Source organism: Nocardioides zhouii, from assembly GCF_004137345.1.
Lineage (GTDB): Bacteria > Actinomycetota > Actinomycetes > Propionibacteriales > Nocardioidaceae > Nocardioides > Nocardioides zhouii.
This window is the reverse complement of the sequence record NZ_SDWV01000003.1, coordinates 20438-34866: the sequence shown is the minus strand read 5'-3', so window position 1 is coordinate 34866 and position 14429 is coordinate 20438. Positions and strand designations below refer to the sequence as shown.

Here is a 14429-nt window from a genome sequence, read left to right as displayed (position 1 = left end):
ATGACGAGCAGCGAGGCAGAGCGCAGCGCCATGCGGCGCGCCCTGGCGCTCGCCGTCACGCCCGGCGTCCCGCTCGGTCCCAACCCGCGCGTGGGGTGCGTGCTGCTCGCCAGGGACGGTACGACGATCGCCGAGGGCTTCCATCGCGGCGCGGGCTCGGCCCACGCCGAGGTCGACGCCCTCGCCGCTGCCGGCGAGGCCGTACGCGGCGCGACGGCCGTCGTCACCCTCGAGCCGTGCAACCACACCGGTCGCACCGGACCCTGCACCGAGGCGCTGGTCGCTGCCGGCGTACGTCGTGTCGTGTTCGCGCAGTCCGACGCCAACCCGGTCGCCCGGGGCGGCGCCGACCGGCTGCGCGAGGCCGGCATCGAGGTCGAGGGCGGCGTCATGGCCGACGAGTCGCGCGCGGTCAACCGGGTCTGGAGCTTCGCGGTCGAGCACCAGCGGCCCTTCGTGACGTGGAAGTTCGCCACGACGCTCGACGGTCGCAGCGCCGCGTCCGACGGCACGAGCCGCTGGGTGTCCAGCCGCGCCGCGCGCCTCGACACCCACCGCCTGCGCGGACTCTGCGACACGATGCTGGTCGGCACCGCCACCGTCGAGGTCGACGACCCCGAGCTCACGGTCCGCGACGAGGTCGACGAGCCGGTTGCCACGCAGCCGCTGCGCGCCGTGATGGGCCTGCGCGACCTCCCGACCGACCGCCGGATCTTCAACGATCGCGCCGAGACCGTGCACCTGCGCACCCGCGACCCGCAGGAGGCGCTCGCGAGTCTCCGCGCCCGCGACCGCCAGCACGTCTTCCTCGAGGGCGGGCCCACGCTCGCGCGTGCCTTCCTGGGTGCCGGCCTCGTCGACGAGGTCGTCGCGTACGTCGCCCCGATGCTGCTCGGCGCCGGCACGAGCGCCGTCGCCGACCTCGGGATCGGCACCATCGCCGACGCCCTCCACCTGCACGTGTCCGACGTGACGGTCCTCCAGGGCCACGACGGCGAGGACACCAACGTGCGACTGACCATGACCCCGACCCACGACCACAGGAGCAGCTGATGTTCACCGGAATCGTCGAGGAGCTCGGCTCGATCGCCGAGGTCACCGACCAGGGCGACGCCATCCGGCTCACCGTCGCGGCCATCACCGTCCTCGGGGGCACGGTGCTCGGCGACTCGATCTCGGTCAACGGCTGCTGCCTCACGGTCTCCGAGCTCGGGGACGGCCGGTGGACCGCCGACCTCATGCAGGAGACGCTCGACAAGACCTCGCTGCGCGGCGTCGTGCCCGGGGACCGGGTCAACCTCGAGCGCGCGGTCACCGTCGACAAGCGACTGGGCGGCCACATCGTGCAGGGCCACGTCGACGGCGTCGGCGAGGTCATCTCCCGCTCGCCCAGCGAGCACTGGGACGTCGTCGAGATCTCCCTGCCCGCCCACCTGTCGCGCTACCTCGTCGACAAGGGCTCGATCACCGTCGACGGCGTGAGCCTCACGGTCGTCGAGGCCGGCGAGACCAGCTTCACCGTCAGCCTCATCCCCGAGACCTTGGCCCGGACGACGCTCGGCAGCCGCCGGCCCGGCGACCTGGTCAACCTCGAGGCCGACGTCATCGCCAAGCACGTCGAGAAGCTGCTCACCAGTGGCCTCGTCGACCGCTTCACCCCCGCACCTGACCCCCAGGAGAACCCCCGATGAACCTGCTCGAATGGCTGATCCACGGCACCATCCCGGTGCCCGGCGGTGCGCTCGGCGCCCGCGAGGTGATCGGCAACCTCTTCGGACTCGCCAGCGCGATCCTCGGCATGAAGCGCCTGCTCTGGGCATGGCCGGTCGGCCTCGTCGGCAACGTGCTGCTCTTCACCGTCTTCGCCACCGGCGAGTTCTCCGGCTCCATCGAGGAGCCGCTGTGGGGCCAGGCCGGACGCCAGGTGTTCTTCGCCGCCGTGTCGGTGTACGGCTGGTGGCGGTGGTCGCAGCTGCGCCGCTCGGGCGGAGCCTCCGACGGTGGCGCCATCGCTCCGCGCTGGGCGACGTGGTCCGAGCGCGGCCAGCTCGTCGTGCTCGGCGTCGTCGGCTACGCGGCGGCGTACGTCCTCCTCACCCAGGTGCTCGGCTCGTGGGGCCCGACGACCGAGGCCTGGATCCTCGCCGGCTCGATGCTCGCGACGTACGGCATGGCGCGCGGGTGGGTCGAGTTCTGGCTGGTCTGGATGCTTGTCGACATCGTCGGCGTGACCACGCTCATCCAGGCGGGCTACTACCCGACCGCCGGGATGTACCTCTTCTACGCCGTCTTCGTGGTGATCGGCTTCTTCGTGTGGTGGCGAGCGACCCTCACCGTGACGGACGTCCACGACGACACCGACCAGGACCAGCAGGTGGTCTCGGTATGAGCGACCCCACCAGCAGCGTGCGCCTGGACTCCGTCGAGCGGGCCATCGAGGACATCGCCGCCGGCAAGGCGGTGGTGGTCGTCGACGACGAGGACCGCGAGAACGAGGGCGACATCATCTTCGCCGCCGCCAAGGCGACGCCGGAGCTGATGGCCTTCACGATCCGCCACTCCAGCGGCGTGATCTGCGTGCCGATGCCGGGCGACATGCTCGAGCGGCTCGAGATCCCGCTGATGACCCCGCACAACAAGGACAAGCTGCGCACCGCGTACACGATCTCGGTGGACGCCCGCGACGGCGTCAGCACCGGCATCAGCGCCGCCGACCGCGCCCACACGGCCCGCACGCTGGCCGACTCGGCGACCGAGCCGTGGGAGCTGACCCGACCCGGTCACGTGTTCCCGCTGCGCTACCGCGAGGGCGGCGTGCTGGTCCGCCGCGGCCACACCGAGGCGGCCGTCGACCTGGCCCGGCTCGCCGGCCTGACGCCGGCCGGCGTGCTCGTGGAGGTCGTCAACGACGACGGCACGATGAAGCGCGGCCCAGAGCTGCGCGAGTTCGCCGACGAGCACGGCCTGGCGATGATCTCGATCGAGGACCTGGTGCGCTACCGCCGCCGGCACGGCCGTCACGTCGTACGCGTGGCGGAGACCCGGCTGCCCACCCGGCACGGCGAGTTCACCGCGTACGGCTACCGGATCACCATCGACGGCAGCGAGCACGTCGCGCTGGTGCACGGCGACATCTCGGGCGACGAGCCGGTGCTCACGCGGGTGCACAGCGAGTGCCTCACCGGCGACGTCTTCGGCAGCGAGCGCTGCGACTGCGGCCCGCAGCTCGACGAGGCGCTGGCCCGCGTCGTGGCCGAGGGCAGGGGAGTGGTGGTCTACCTCCGCGGCCACGAGGGTCGCGGCATCGGCCTACTCGCCAAGCTGCAGGCCTACGAGCTGCAGGACGGCGGGCGCGACACAGTCGACGCCAACCTCGACCTCGGCCTCCCCGCCGACGCGCGCCACTACGGCACCGCCACCCAGGTGCTGCGCGACCTCGGCGTCTCGTCGGTGCGGCTGATGACCAACAATCCCGACAAGTCCACGAGCCTGGCCGACTTCGGCATCCACGTCGCCGAGCAGGTGCCGCTGACGCCGCACCCCAACGACCACAACCTCACCTACCTGCTGACCAAGCGCGACCGGATGGGCCACGACCTGCCCGACCTGGTCGCGGACCACGAAGGAGTCGACCGATGAGCGGCGCCGGAGCACCCACCTCGCAGCCGTACGACGCGAGCGGCCTCAAGGTCGCCGTCGTCGCGGCGAGCTGGCACACACAAGTGATGGACGGCCTCGTCGCCGGCGCCGAGCGCGCCCTGGCGGCGTACGGCATCAGCGAGCCCGAGGTGATCCGCGTCCCTGGCACCTTCGAGCTCCCGGTGGTCGCTGCCGCGCTCGCGCAGGCCGGGTACGACGCCGTGGTGGCGCTCGGTGTCGTCATCCGCGGCGGCACGCCGCACTTCGACTATGTCTGCTCCGCCGCCACCGACGGCCTCACCCAGGTCAGCGTCACCCACGCCATGCCGGTCGGCTTCGGCGTGCTCACGTGCGACACCGAGCAGCAGGCCCTCGAGCGCGCCGGGCTCGAGGGGTCGGTGGAGGACAAGGGCTGGGAGGCGACCGCCGCCGCGCTCGACACCGCCCGCGTGCTCACGGGACTACGGGACGTCTGAGGCCTCAGGAGTCGGTGGGCACGCGGTCGCTGCGGGACTGCAACCGGTCGATGTGCTCCGAGGCCTCGGCCTTTGTGAGGTCGGCCGAGATCTCCTCGCCGGCCTCGCGGGCCAAGGTGTCGAGGTAGCTCCGCTGCGCCCCCGTCATCGGCTCGTCGCCGGTGGCCCACTCCTGGGGGTCCTTGCGGGTCGAGTCGGCCTGGGGTCCGCCCAGCACCTCGCCGGTGGGTTGGGTCGCGCCGTCCGAATAGGTGTTCGATTCAGTCATGTCTCGACCGTAGCGCGCCCCACCGACAGGACAAGCCTCCTGAGGGGTGGTCCGCACGTGGTGCCGGGAAGCGACCGGTGGCTCGTCTAGCCTCACGCCATGACTCCTCTCGGGATGGTCGTGGCCGGCCTCGTCCTGGTCGTTGTCGACTTCCGGTACAACGGGTTGGACCTGGTCCCCGATCTGGTGGGATGGGCTGTCGTGCTGGGCGGCCTGGTCAAGCTGCTCACCCGAAGCCGCTGGTTCACGGCTGCCGCGATCGCGGCGTCGGGCGGGATCGCGATCGGGCTTCCCCTGCTGGTCGCCGAGTCGGGGCGACTTCTGAGCGCCGTCGAGAGCGTCGTGATGGTGATCGTGGTCTTCGGCACCTGCAGCGGCATCCGGGACGTCGCCGCGGGCGACCGCACGCGGCACCAGGCCGACCTGATCCGTTGGACATGCCTGGTGCTGACCTCGGTCGCGCTGGCCGTCGGCCTGTTCGTCGAACCGACGGTTGTCACCGGGTCCGCCGGGCTTGTGGTTGTCGTGGCCGTCCTGGCCGTGCTCGCGTACGTCGCGTGGTTGTTCGTCTTCCTCTGGACCAACCGCGACGATCCGGCACTGGGCGCGTCGGGCCCGGCGTCCCGACCCGACCCGGCTGTCTGAGGGTCCGGCCCCCGGCATCCGGACCGGGCGACGGTCCCGATGACAAGGGGACCTAGGCTTGACCCTCGTGAAGACGTTCGAGGACCTGTGGGCAGAGCTCTCCACCAAGGCCGCGGAGCGCCCCGAGGGGTCCGGCACCGTGCAGCAGCTCGACGCCGGTGTCCATGCCATCGGCAAGAAGCTCCTGGAGGAGGCCGCCGAGTCCTGGATGGCCGCCGAGCACGAGGGCAAGGACGCGACGGCGCTGGAGATCAGCCAGCTGCTCTACCACGCGCAGGTGCTGATGCTCGCCTCCGGCCTGACCCTCGACGACGTCTACGCCCACCTGTGAACGCCGGCTGGGAGAACGGGATGAACCTCGCATGACCCTCCGCATCGCCGTCCCCAACAAGGGGGCGCTGTCCCAGGCCGCGACCGAGATCCTGCGGGAGTCGGGCTACCGCCAGCGCAGCGACTCCAAGGAGCTCGCGCTCGTCGACTCCGAGAACGACGTCGAGTTCTTCTACCTGCGTCCCCGCGACATCGCGCTGTACGTCGGCGAGGGCACGCTCGACGCCGGCATCACCGGCCGCGACCTGCTGCTGGACTCCGGCGCCAAGGCCGTCGAGGTGATGAACCTCGGTTTCGGCCGGTCGCGCTTCCACTTCGCCGGGCCCATCGGCCGCTACACCTCGCTCGACGACCTGCAGGGCCTGCGGATCGCGACGTCGTACGTCGGTGTGGTCGAGGACCACCTCTTCCGCCATGGCATCGACGCCACGGTGACCCGCCTCGACGGCGCCGTCGAGACGAGCGTGCAGCTCGGCGTGGCCGACGTGATCGCCGACGTCGTGGAGACCGGCTCGACGCTGCGCGCGGCGGGCCTCGAGACCTTCGGCGAGGTCATCCTCGACTCCCAGGCCGTGCTCATCACCCGCAGCGACAAGGTTCCCGACGACTTCGAGATCTTCCGTCGCCGCGTCGAGGGCGTGCTGGTCGCGCGCAGCTTCGTGATGATGGACTACGACATCGAGCAGTCCCGCCTCGACGCGGCGACCGAGCTCGCGCCGGGCCGCGAGGGCCCGACGATCTCGCCCCTCGGCAAGCCCGGCTGGGTCGCCGTACGGGTGATGGTGCCGCGCGCAGGCTCGCAGCGGCTGATGGACGACCTCTGGTCGGTCGGCGCGCGCGCCATCCTGCTCACGGACATCCATGCCTGCCGGCTCTGAGCCCGGCCAGCCGCTGCCGTCGCTGCCCCGCACGTGGCGCCCGATCGGCGTGCGTTACGCGGTGATCGGCTTCGGGACGGTGCTCCTCGTGGTGTGCGCCGCTGCGTGGTTCGGCTTCGACGACTCCGTGCGAGAGCGGTTCAACCTGCTCCAGCGGCTCACGGTGCTGGTGATGGGTGCAGGAGCGGCGACCTGCGGCTGGGCGCTCGGCCGCGCCCGGGTCACCGCCGAGATGCAGTCGCTGGTCGTCGTCAACGGCTTCCGCACCCGCCGGTACGACTGGGAGCAGGTGCTCGCCATCCACCTGCCCGACGGCGCGCCGTGGGCGACCCTCGACCTCGCCGACGGCACCACCGTCTCGGCGATGGCGTTCCAGGGCTCCGACGGCCGCCGGGCGCGCGACGGCGTACGTCAGGTGCGCGCGCTCATCAACCGCGCAGGACCTCGCGAGCCCTAACCGTCGGCATGGGCCGCGTGGAGTGCGTGGATGCCCCACGACACCGAGACCTCGTCTCCCGCCGAACCCGCGGGCGCGAGGGTGGCGAGGTCGGTGCCGGAGTTGAACGCGTCGGCGGGAGCGGTCATCGGCTCGACCGCAAGTGCGGGACGCGGGCCGTCGGTCGGCTGGGTGAAGAGCTGGAGCCACCGGTGGTGCTCGTCGACCCACAGCGCGACCCCGCGGCCGGTGGCGGGGTCGGTGAGGGTCACCGTCGCGCGGCCGTCCTCGTGGACGAGGTCGCCGAACCCGTCGTCGAGCACCGCGTGGCCGATGCGCTGCGGTGAGGTGAAGTCGTACGCCCCGGACACCGGCTCTGTGCCGGTCGGGATCTGCCGGTCGTCGACCACGACCCGGGTCCGGGCGGGCACGTGGAGCTCGAGGTCCTCGATGGCGTCCCCGACAGCGAGGTAGGGGTGCGCTCCGCTGGCGCAGGGCGCCGGCTCCGGCGAGAGGTTGGTGGTGGTCTGGGTGACCACGAGGCCGTCGGCGGACAGGTCGTAGAGCACGTGCAGGTCGAGGGCCCAGGGATAGCCGGTCTGGGCCATCACCCGGTAGACGAGCGACACGGAGGTGTCGGTGTGCTCCTCAACCGTCCAGGCCGCCCAGCGCGCGAGCCCGTGCGAGGCGTTGCCGCGCGACGGGTCGGTGAGGCCCAGCTGCAGGTCGCGTCCGCCGAACGAGTAGCGACCGTCGCGGATCCGGTTGGGCCACGGCATCAGCAGCTGGCCGCGGCCGCCTCCCGACATCTCGGTCTCGCCGAAGCCGTGCACGAGGTCGTGGCCGTGGTGCCGCAGCACCCGCAGCGCGGCGCCGCTCTCGGTGACCACGGCGACGTAGCCCGCGGCCGAGATCTCGAACTGGTCGCCACTGGGAAACACCATGACGGCCACCCTAGACAGCACCAAGGGCATGGCTGTCACGTCCATGGCCTGCTGCGCGCCGTCCTGCGGGCGCCTCGCTGCGTTGTCGTCAGTCGTCGATGCTGGCGCATCGCCTCCCTCCTCCGCCTTGCGATGCATCCCGCAGGACGACGCTCGCGACGGCCGAGACGTGACAGACATGCCCTACCGTTTTGCCATGGCCTTGACCACCCGCGACCTGGGGCCCGAGGACGCCGAGGCGATCGCCGCACTGATGCTGCGGATCGAGGCCGACCACCCGACCGGCTTCTGCCTCGCAGCGGGCGAGGTCGTCGAGATCATGCGCGACAAGGCCGACGCTGTCTTCGACGGTGCCTTCGACGGCGACCACCTGGTGGCCTACACCGCGGTGATGCCCTCGCTGCTCACCGACCGGGGCCAGCGCTTCACGCTCTTCGGCGACGTCGACCCGCGGCGGCTGGGGGAGGGACTCGGCACCCTGATGCTCGGGCGCTCGGTCGACCGCGCGCGGGCGATCCACGGAGACGACGGGTCCGGCGGCCCGTTCCGGATCGCCGGCGCCGCACTCGCGGACCGGGACGACCAGGCGGAGCTGATGCGGTCGGCGTGCTTCGATCCGGGACGCCACAGCTTCCTGATGGTGGCCGAGCTGCCCGACGGTCCGCCGGGGCTCGCGCTCCCTGCCGGTGTCACGGTCGAGCAGTTCGACCCCGAGGCGTCCGACGAGCTGCGCAACGCACTCAACGCCGCTTTCGCGGACTACCCGGAGTTCATTGACATCAGCCGGGAGTTCTGGACGCTGTTCATGGTCACCTCGGCGCACACGCGCCACGCGCTGTCCGTCGTGGCGCGCGATGCCTGTGGGTCGGTCGCCGCGTTCGTCTTCGCCCACGAGTACGCCGTACCGCCCTCCGGCGGCGCCGGACCGGAGGTCCACGTGCCCTACGTCGGAACGCTGCACCAGCACCGCGGACGCGGGCTGGCGACCGCACTGCTGTCGCGGGTGCTGCACCTCAGCCGCAGCGCGGGCTACGCGACCGCGAGCCTCAACGTCGACACAGCCAACCCGACCGGGGCGCTGGGGATCTACGAGCGCGCCGGTTTCCGGCAGCTCTACCGCCAGGACTACTTCCACCTCGACGCGTAGTCACCAGGCTCAACCGTCGGTCGTCACGACCAGGTCGGCATGGTCGCGGGTGCCGTGGGCTGCGAAGAGGGCGTCCTCGTCGATCCGCCACTGCAGCCAGTGCGCGCGCATCGCCTCGCCGTCGCGCGCGATGCCGCGCCGGAGCCGGAGGTCGGGGTCGGCCTCGACCCACACGAGTACGCCGACCAGGTGGGCGATCGCTGGCGACCACGACCCGACCCCCTCGATCACGAGCAGGCCACCCGGCGTGACCTGGTGGCTCTCGGCCCAGTCGTCCGCGAGCCAGTCCCAGCGCCGCCAGGTGCCGACCTCGCCGAGCGCGAGCGGGGCGAGCAGCGCGGCCACGGAGGCGGCGAGGCCCGGCAGGCCGCCCCAGCCGTGGAGCAGGTCGTCGCACTGCACGAGCTGCGAGCCCGGCACCGCGTGCGCCACGGCGCGGGCCAATGTGGTCTTGCCGGAGCCGGCAGGTCCGTCGACACAGACGAGGCGTCCCGGCCCCAGGGTCGGGGGAGCCGTCAGCACCCGCTCGACGACCTCGAGCGAATCAGAAGACAAGGTCGCAGCCGCGGTAGGACGGGACGACCTCGGTCACCGACTCCCCGCGGACGAGGTGGACGTCGCGGACGTGCTCGAACAGTTCGCCGGACTTGGCGTGGCGGAACCACACGAGGTCGCCGATCTTCAGCAGCGCAGCGGGGTGGCCGGTCAGCGGCGTCTGGACCTCGCCCGCACCCTCGAGCCCGGTGAGGTGCAGGCCGGGCGGCGCCCACGGGATCGGTGAGCGGTCCTCGCCGGTGGCACCGCTCGCGATGAAGCCGCCTCCGTGGACGGTCGCGATCGTCGACGTGGGCTTGCGCGAGACCCGCAGGCCGAAGTACGCCGCCGGGTGCGGCTCGAACGACGCGTAGTGGTCGAAGATGCCGGGGACCAGGAGGCCCGACCCTGCTGCGACCTCGGTCACCGCGGCGTCGGCTGCAGTGGCCTCGACCGACCCCGAGCCGCCGCCGTTCCAGAACTCGAGCTCGGTGACCTGCGCCAGCGCCTCGGATATCTCGCGGCGGCGCACCTCGAGCTGCGCCATCGACGCCTGCTTGAGGCGGCGTACGAGCAGGGACTTGGTGCGCTGGTCCGGTACGTCGTCCTGGACGCCCGCCACCTGGCCCTCGTACGTCATCACGCCGACGAGCCGGACGCCCGCGCGCTCGTGGACCACGCGGGCGAGCGCGACCACGTCGGCGGTGTCGAAGAGGGGAGAGCGCTTGGGGCCGATGTGCTGGCGACCGAGCCGCAGGCCGGCGTCGAGGTCGAGCGCGACCCGGACCTCGACGTCGCCCGCGGCGGCGGAGCGTGCCGCGTCGAGGGCCTCGAGGTGGGCAGCGTCGTCCACCATCAGCGTGATCGCGGCAGCGGCAGCGGGGGAGGAGGTCAGCCGGCGGAGGGCGGCGACGTCGACGGACGGGTACGCCACGACCACGTCGTCGCTGATGCCCTCCTCGTGGAGCCAGAGCGCCTCAGCCAGCGTGTACGCCAGCACGCCCTCGAATCCGTCGCGCGCCAACGCCCGCTGGATCAGCGCCGGGACGCGCAGCGACTTGGACGCGACCCGGATCGGCTTGCCGTCGGCACGGCGCACCAGGTCGGTGGCGTTGGCGTCGAACGCGTCCAGGTCGACGACGGCTATCGGTGTCGGGGGCGGTTCGGGAAGCGCCGCGACGGCTGCGTCGAGCCGCGACCAGAGCCGGTTGCGGTCGACGAAGTGGTCGCTCACTCGATGCCCCGCCTCTTGAGCAGCGCCTCGATGTCGGCCATCTCGTCGTCGATCGGCGAGCCGCCCGTGGCTCGAGCAGAGGCCGGCGGCAGCTCGGTACGCCGCGTCGGGGTGGCCTTGGCGGAGTCCGGCGCACCGCCGTTCGCCTGCGCACGCGCCAGCTGGCGGTCGCGGATGAAGCCGCTCACGACGAAGAGGACGAGAGCGAGCCCTGCGAGCCCGACGCCGCTCCAGGTGAGGACGTTGAAGACCAGGCCGGTCGCCCAGTCGGTGACCGACCCCGCGATCTCGACGACCATCTCGAGCGTGCCGGTGAGCCATGCGGCGGCCGGGAGCAGGGTGAACCCCATCGCCCGCAGGCCGTTGGCGGCGCCCCGCCGACGGAAGGCGATCCACGTCCAGATCGCCCCCGCGACGGTGAGTGCGGCGGTCAGTGCGGCCCACGTAGTCCCTTCCACGGGGCCAGAGTCCCACAACGGTCCACGCCTCCGGGACAATGGCGCTCGTGGACCACGACGACGCCGCACCGCTGGTGCGGACCATCCCGGACCCGGGCTTCGCCGACGACAGCGGCGCGGGCGACCCGGCCTTGCGCCGCGTCCTCGACGAGCACCACGCCGGCACAGCGTCATCGGGCGCCGTGCTGGAGGTGCTGCAGGACTCCCGCCTGCTCGTGCCCGTCGTCGCGGTGCTCGGCGAGGTCGAGCTCGACGAAAAGGGCCTCGCCCACGACAAGTCGTCCGACATGGCGGCGGTGCTGCTGCAGGCCGCGGACGGCAGCACCGGGCTGCTGGCCTTCAGCTCGCTGGAGACGATGGCCCGATGGGACCCGCAGGCGCGCCCGGTACCGGTCCCCGCGGGCACCGCGGCCACGGCGGCGATCCAGGACGGCGCCGAGGCCCTGCTGGTCGACCTCGCCGGCCCCGCGTCGTACGTCGTCGACGGCTCGGACCTGACTCGGCTGGCCGCGGGGTGGCGCCTGGTCGCGATGGGAGACGGCGCACCTGCAGGGCACGGCTGGATTGGGCCCTCGGCGGAATGATCCGCTAGCCTTCCTTGTTGACCGATCAGTGCCGCAGAAGGACTTGCGTCACGGATCTCGCCAAGCGGAGGCAAGCACCACCCGTCTCCCACCCGCATCGATCGCCCTGCACCATAGATCGTCGGGTCCCGGTCCCAGTGCCACGGCTGCGTGAAAACGCGGGTGTGGACATCAGTTTCCCCGAGAGGGGGGACGAGTGACGACTGGCTCCCGCTTGGCACACAGCGGGAGCCATTCTGCATTTCCCCCGGGAGCCTCCGGGCGGGAGGCCGACCGGCACCCACCCACCCGAACCACTGGAGGACCCATCAGCACCGAGCTGCGCATCAACGAGCGGATCCGCGTACCCGAGGTCCGGCTCGTCGGACCCAACGGCGAGACCGTTGGGATCGTGCCGACCGACCAGGCCCTCAAGCTGGCCCAGGAAGCCGACCTCGACCTCGTCGAGATCGCCCCGCAGGGACGCCCCCCGGTCTGCAAGCTCATGGACTACGGCAAGTTCAAGTACGAGAACGCCCAGAAGGCGCGCGAGGCCCGACGCAACCAGACGAACGTGATCATCAAGGAGATGAAGCTTCGTCCGAAGATCGACGCCCACGACTACGCGACCAAGAAGGGTCACGTCGTGCGGTTCCTCGGCGCCGGCGACAAGGTCAAGATCACGATCATGTTCCGCGGCCGCGAGCAGCACCGCCCGGAGCTCGGCTTCCGCCTGCTGCAGAAGCTGGCCGAGGACGTGCAGGAGCTCGGCTTCGTCGAGTCCTCGCCCAAGCAGGACGGCCGCAACATGATCATGGTGCTCGGCCCGCACAAGAAGAAGGCCGACGCCAAGATCGACGCCGACGCAGCCCGCGCCACCAAGGCGCAGGCCCGTGCGGACGCCAAGGCGGAGGAGGACGCGGAGCGCGAAGCAGCGCACCTCGCCGGCCCCGTGGCCCAGAAGAAGGAGCGTGGCCGCTCCGAGAACCTCGATCCCGAGATCGAGGCCTGAGCGAAGCGAAGGTCTCGATCGAAGTGGGTGGCGACGAAGTCGTCACATCAAGCACCTCGATCGGCGCCACCATCACCAACCCAGATCCCAGTACGCAGAAGGAAGTTGAGGCAGACATGCCGAAGAACAAGACCCACTCGGGCGCAAAGAAGCGCTTCAAGGTGACCGGCTCGGGCAAGATCATGCGCCTCCAGGCCGGCCGCAAGTCCGGCGCTGCGTTCGCCTCCGCGCCGACCACGGGCAGCCGCAAGAAGCACCGCCGCAACGCCGGCATGGTCGAGCTCGAGAAGGGCGACGTCGCACGCGCCAAGAAGATGCTCGGCATCTGAGGCTCCGCCACACCTTCCACCTGGTGGCCCAGCCGCCGTTCCGTCTTCATCCCCTTTGCACCAAGGAGTAACCCATGGCACGCGTCAAGCGCGCAGTGAACGCCCAGAAGAAGCGTCGTACCACCCTCGAGCGCGCCGCCGGCTACCGCGGCCAGCGCTCGCGGCTCTACCGCAAGGCCAAGGAGCAGGTCACCCACTCCCTGGTCTACAGCTACAACGACCGACGCAAGAACAAGGGCAACTTCCGCAAGCTCTGGATCCAGCGCATCAACGCGGCTGCCCGCGCCAACGGCATGACCTACAACCGCTTCATCCAGGGCCTCGGCCTGGCGGGCATCGAGGTCGACCGCAAGATCCTGGCCGAGCTCGCCGTCCACGACGCGCCGGCCTTCGCCGTGCTCGTCGAGGCCGCGAAGGCCGCGCTGCCCGACGACGTCAACGCGCCCAAGGTCTCCGCCTGATCCGATGAGCTCTCCCCTGACCGCCGGCACTCCGCTCACAGTGGGGAATGGCCGCGTCAAGGAGGCTCGCAAGTTGAGCCGCCGCTCGGTACGCACCGAGCGGCGGCTCTTCCTTGCCGACGGCCCGAAGGCCGTCGAAGGTGCTCTCACGGTGGAGGGCTGCGTGGTGGAGGTCTTCGCGACCCCCGCCGCCCTCGAGCAGCACGCCGACCTGCTCGGCAGCACGGACGTCACCCTCGTCGACGAGCGTGCGCTCGCCTCGCTGTCCGACTCGGTCTCACCCGCGGGTGTCGTGGCGGTGTGCCGTCACTTCGACGCGCCGCTGGAGCACGTGGTGACCGCGTCGCCGCGGCTGCTGGTGATCTGCGCCGACGTACGAGATCCCGGCAACGCTGGCACCGTCATCCGTACGGCCGACGCCGCCGGTGCGGATGCCGTCGTGCTCGCCGGGCAGTCGGTGGATGCCTACAACCCGAAGACCGTCCGGGGCACCGTCGGGAGCCTGTTCCACCTCCCGTTCGCCATCGCTCCGGATCCCGCCGTCGCGGTGCGTGCCGCGCAGGCCCGCGGTCTGCGCGTCCTGGCGGCGGACGGCGCGGGCGACGTCGACCTCTTCGAGGCCGACCTGACCGGACCGACCGCGTGGCTGTTCGGCAACGAGGCGTGGGGGCTGCCCGACGACCTGGCGGCGCTGGCCGACGCCCGCGTCGCGATCCCCATCCACGGTCGCGCCGAGAGCCTCAACCTCTCGACCGCCGCGGCCGTGTGCCTCTACGCCACCGCCCGCGCCCACCGGGCGACGACGTGATCCTCATCGACCCGCCCGCCGTCCCGCGCTGGGACCGGATGTGGTCCCACCTGGCCAGCGACACGTCGTACGACGAGGCGCACGAGTTCGCAGCGGCCCACGGCATCCCGGCCCGGGGCTGGGACCGCGACCACTACGACGTGCCCGACGACTTCTACGACGTGATGGTCGCGGCCGGCGCCGTGCCGGTCAGCTCCCGCGAGCTCGTGTCGGCACTGCGCGCCGCGGGACTCCGGCGGCCGAAGGCGCAGTTCCAGCGCTGAATCT

Annotated in this window: 21 protein-coding genes; 16 read left to right on the top strand and 5 right to left on the bottom strand. The window is 71.6% G+C overall.

Going from position 1 to position 14429, the window contains the following annotated elements; genetic code table 11:
* Genes ribD through ribH form a run of 5 tightly spaced genes read left to right on the top strand, consistent with a single transcriptional unit; the run spans position 1 to position 4115 of the window.
* Entirely contained in the window at positions 1-1053 is a 1053-nt protein-coding gene (ribD, locus tag EUA94_RS03400) for a bifunctional diaminohydroxyphosphoribosylaminopyrimidine deaminase/5-amino-6-(5-phosphoribosylamino)uracil reductase RibD (RefSeq protein WP_242494657.1), read from the top strand.
* The gene (locus tag EUA94_RS03395; protein ID WP_129424730.1) at positions 1053-1691 is read left to right on the top strand and encodes a riboflavin synthase; all 639 of its coding nucleotides are present in this window, start codon (positions 1053-1055) and stop codon (positions 1689-1691) included. Before ribD ends, EUA94_RS03395 begins: the two co-directional genes overlap by 1 nt.
* Entirely contained in the window at positions 1688-2389 is a 702-nt protein-coding gene (locus EUA94_RS03390; RefSeq protein WP_129424728.1) for a nicotinamide mononucleotide transporter family protein, read from the top strand. Before EUA94_RS03395 ends, EUA94_RS03390 begins: the two co-directional genes overlap by 4 nt.
* A complete protein-coding gene (locus tag EUA94_RS03385) occupies positions 2386-3639 on the top strand; it encodes a bifunctional 3,4-dihydroxy-2-butanone-4-phosphate synthase/GTP cyclohydrolase II (RefSeq protein WP_129424726.1) in 1254 nt (417 codons plus the stop codon). The genes EUA94_RS03390 and EUA94_RS03385 overlap by 4 nt, the downstream gene beginning before the upstream one ends.
* Positions 3636-4115: a 6,7-dimethyl-8-ribityllumazine synthase gene (gene ribH / locus EUA94_RS03380; RefSeq protein WP_129424724.1), complete on the top strand. Its 480-nt coding sequence runs from the start codon at positions 3636-3638 to the stop codon at positions 4113-4115. Before EUA94_RS03385 ends, ribH begins: the two co-directional genes overlap by 4 nt.
* A 4-nt stretch (positions 4116-4119) precedes the next feature.
* Here ribH and EUA94_RS03375 read toward each other — a convergent pair whose 3' ends face one another.
* Positions 4120-4383: a DUF3072 domain-containing protein gene (locus EUA94_RS03375; protein WP_129424722.1), complete on the bottom strand. Its 264-nt coding sequence runs from the start codon at positions 4381-4383 to the stop codon at positions 4120-4122.
* Positions 4384-4482: 99 nt separating this feature from the next.
* On the opposite strand from EUA94_RS03375, the gene EUA94_RS03370 reads away from it, so the two are divergent.
* From EUA94_RS03370 to EUA94_RS03355, 4 genes are all read left to right on the top strand, one after another.
* Positions 4483-5028, top strand: coding sequence for a hypothetical protein (locus tag EUA94_RS03370; protein ID WP_129424720.1), 546 nt, complete (start codon positions 4483-4485; stop codon positions 5026-5028).
* A 67-nt stretch (positions 5029-5095) separates the two neighbouring features.
* Entirely contained in the window at positions 5096-5359 is a 264-nt protein-coding gene (locus EUA94_RS03365; RefSeq protein WP_129424718.1) for a phosphoribosyl-ATP diphosphatase, read from the top strand.
* A 31-nt stretch (positions 5360-5390) separates the two neighbouring features.
* On the top strand, positions 5391-6236 hold the full coding sequence (gene hisG / locus EUA94_RS03360; protein WP_129424716.1) for an ATP phosphoribosyltransferase: 846 nt from the start codon (positions 5391-5393) through the stop codon (positions 6234-6236).
* Complete coding sequence (locus tag EUA94_RS03355; protein WP_129424714.1) at positions 6220-6693, top strand: PH domain-containing protein; 474 nt, start codon at positions 6220-6222, stop codon at positions 6691-6693. The genes hisG and EUA94_RS03355 overlap by 17 nt, the downstream gene beginning before the upstream one ends.
* Here EUA94_RS03355 and EUA94_RS03350 read toward each other — a convergent pair.
* Entirely contained in the window at positions 6690-7616 is a 927-nt protein-coding gene (locus EUA94_RS03350; RefSeq protein ID WP_129424712.1) for an aldose 1-epimerase family protein, read from the bottom strand. The two genes, EUA94_RS03355 and EUA94_RS03350, sit on opposite strands and share 4 nt — an antisense overlap.
* 196 nt (positions 7617-7812) lie before the next feature.
* Here EUA94_RS03350 and EUA94_RS03345 point away from each other — a divergent pair, with 196 nt between their 5' ends.
* Entirely contained in the window at positions 7813-8763 is a 951-nt protein-coding gene (locus tag EUA94_RS03345) for a GNAT family N-acetyltransferase (protein WP_129424710.1), read from the top strand.
* Between the two features lie 9 nt (positions 8764-8772).
* Here EUA94_RS03345 and EUA94_RS03340 read toward each other — a convergent pair whose 3' ends face one another.
* From EUA94_RS03340 to EUA94_RS22535, 3 genes are read right to left on the bottom strand one after another with little or no spacing between them, the layout of a single operon-like run.
* Positions 8773-9318 carry a nucleoside/nucleotide kinase family protein gene (locus EUA94_RS03340; protein ID WP_129424708.1) on the bottom strand — a complete coding sequence of 182 codons (546 nt, stop codon included), beginning with the start codon at positions 9316-9318 and terminating at the stop codon, positions 8773-8775.
* The gene (locus EUA94_RS03335; protein WP_242494656.1) at positions 9308-10531 is read right to left on the bottom strand and encodes an amino acid deaminase/aldolase; all 1224 of its coding nucleotides are present in this window, start codon (positions 10529-10531) and stop codon (positions 9308-9310) included. The genes EUA94_RS03340 and EUA94_RS03335 overlap by 11 nt, the downstream gene beginning before the upstream one ends.
* Positions 10528-10989: a hypothetical protein gene (locus EUA94_RS22535; RefSeq protein ID WP_242494655.1), complete on the bottom strand. Its 462-nt coding sequence runs from the start codon at positions 10987-10989 to the stop codon at positions 10528-10530. Before EUA94_RS22535 ends, EUA94_RS03335 begins: the two co-directional genes overlap by 4 nt.
* A 47-nt stretch (positions 10990-11036) precedes the next feature.
* On the opposite strand from EUA94_RS22535, the gene EUA94_RS03330 reads away from it, so the two are divergent.
* From EUA94_RS03330 to EUA94_RS03305, 6 genes are all read left to right on the top strand, one after another.
* Positions 11037-11573 carry an SseB family protein gene (locus EUA94_RS03330; protein WP_242494654.1) on the top strand — a complete coding sequence of 179 codons (537 nt, stop codon included), beginning with the start codon at positions 11037-11039 and terminating at the stop codon, positions 11571-11573.
* A gap of 307 nt (positions 11574-11880) precedes the next feature.
* Positions 11881-12564 carry a translation initiation factor IF-3 gene (gene infC / locus EUA94_RS03325; RefSeq protein ID WP_129425146.1) on the top strand — a complete coding sequence of 228 codons (684 nt, stop codon included), beginning with the start codon at positions 11881-11883 and terminating at the stop codon, positions 12562-12564.
* Positions 12565-12680: 116 nt separating this feature from the next.
* Complete coding sequence (locus tag EUA94_RS03320; protein WP_090971167.1) at positions 12681-12893, top strand: large ribosomal subunit protein bL35; 213 nt, start codon at positions 12681-12683, stop codon at positions 12891-12893.
* 74 nt (positions 12894-12967) lie between these two features.
* A complete protein-coding gene (gene rplT / locus EUA94_RS03315; protein WP_129424702.1) occupies positions 12968-13354 on the top strand; it encodes a 50S ribosomal protein L20 in 387 nt (128 codons plus the stop codon).
* A 4-nt stretch (positions 13355-13358) separates the two neighbouring features.
* Entirely contained in the window at positions 13359-14162 is an 804-nt protein-coding gene (locus EUA94_RS03310) for a TrmH family RNA methyltransferase (protein WP_129424700.1), read from the top strand.
* Entirely contained in the window at positions 14159-14425 is a 267-nt protein-coding gene (locus EUA94_RS03305; RefSeq protein ID WP_129424698.1) for a DUF4031 domain-containing protein, read from the top strand. Before EUA94_RS03310 ends, EUA94_RS03305 begins: the two co-directional genes overlap by 4 nt.
* The last annotated feature ends 4 nt before the right edge of the window (positions 14426-14429 follow it).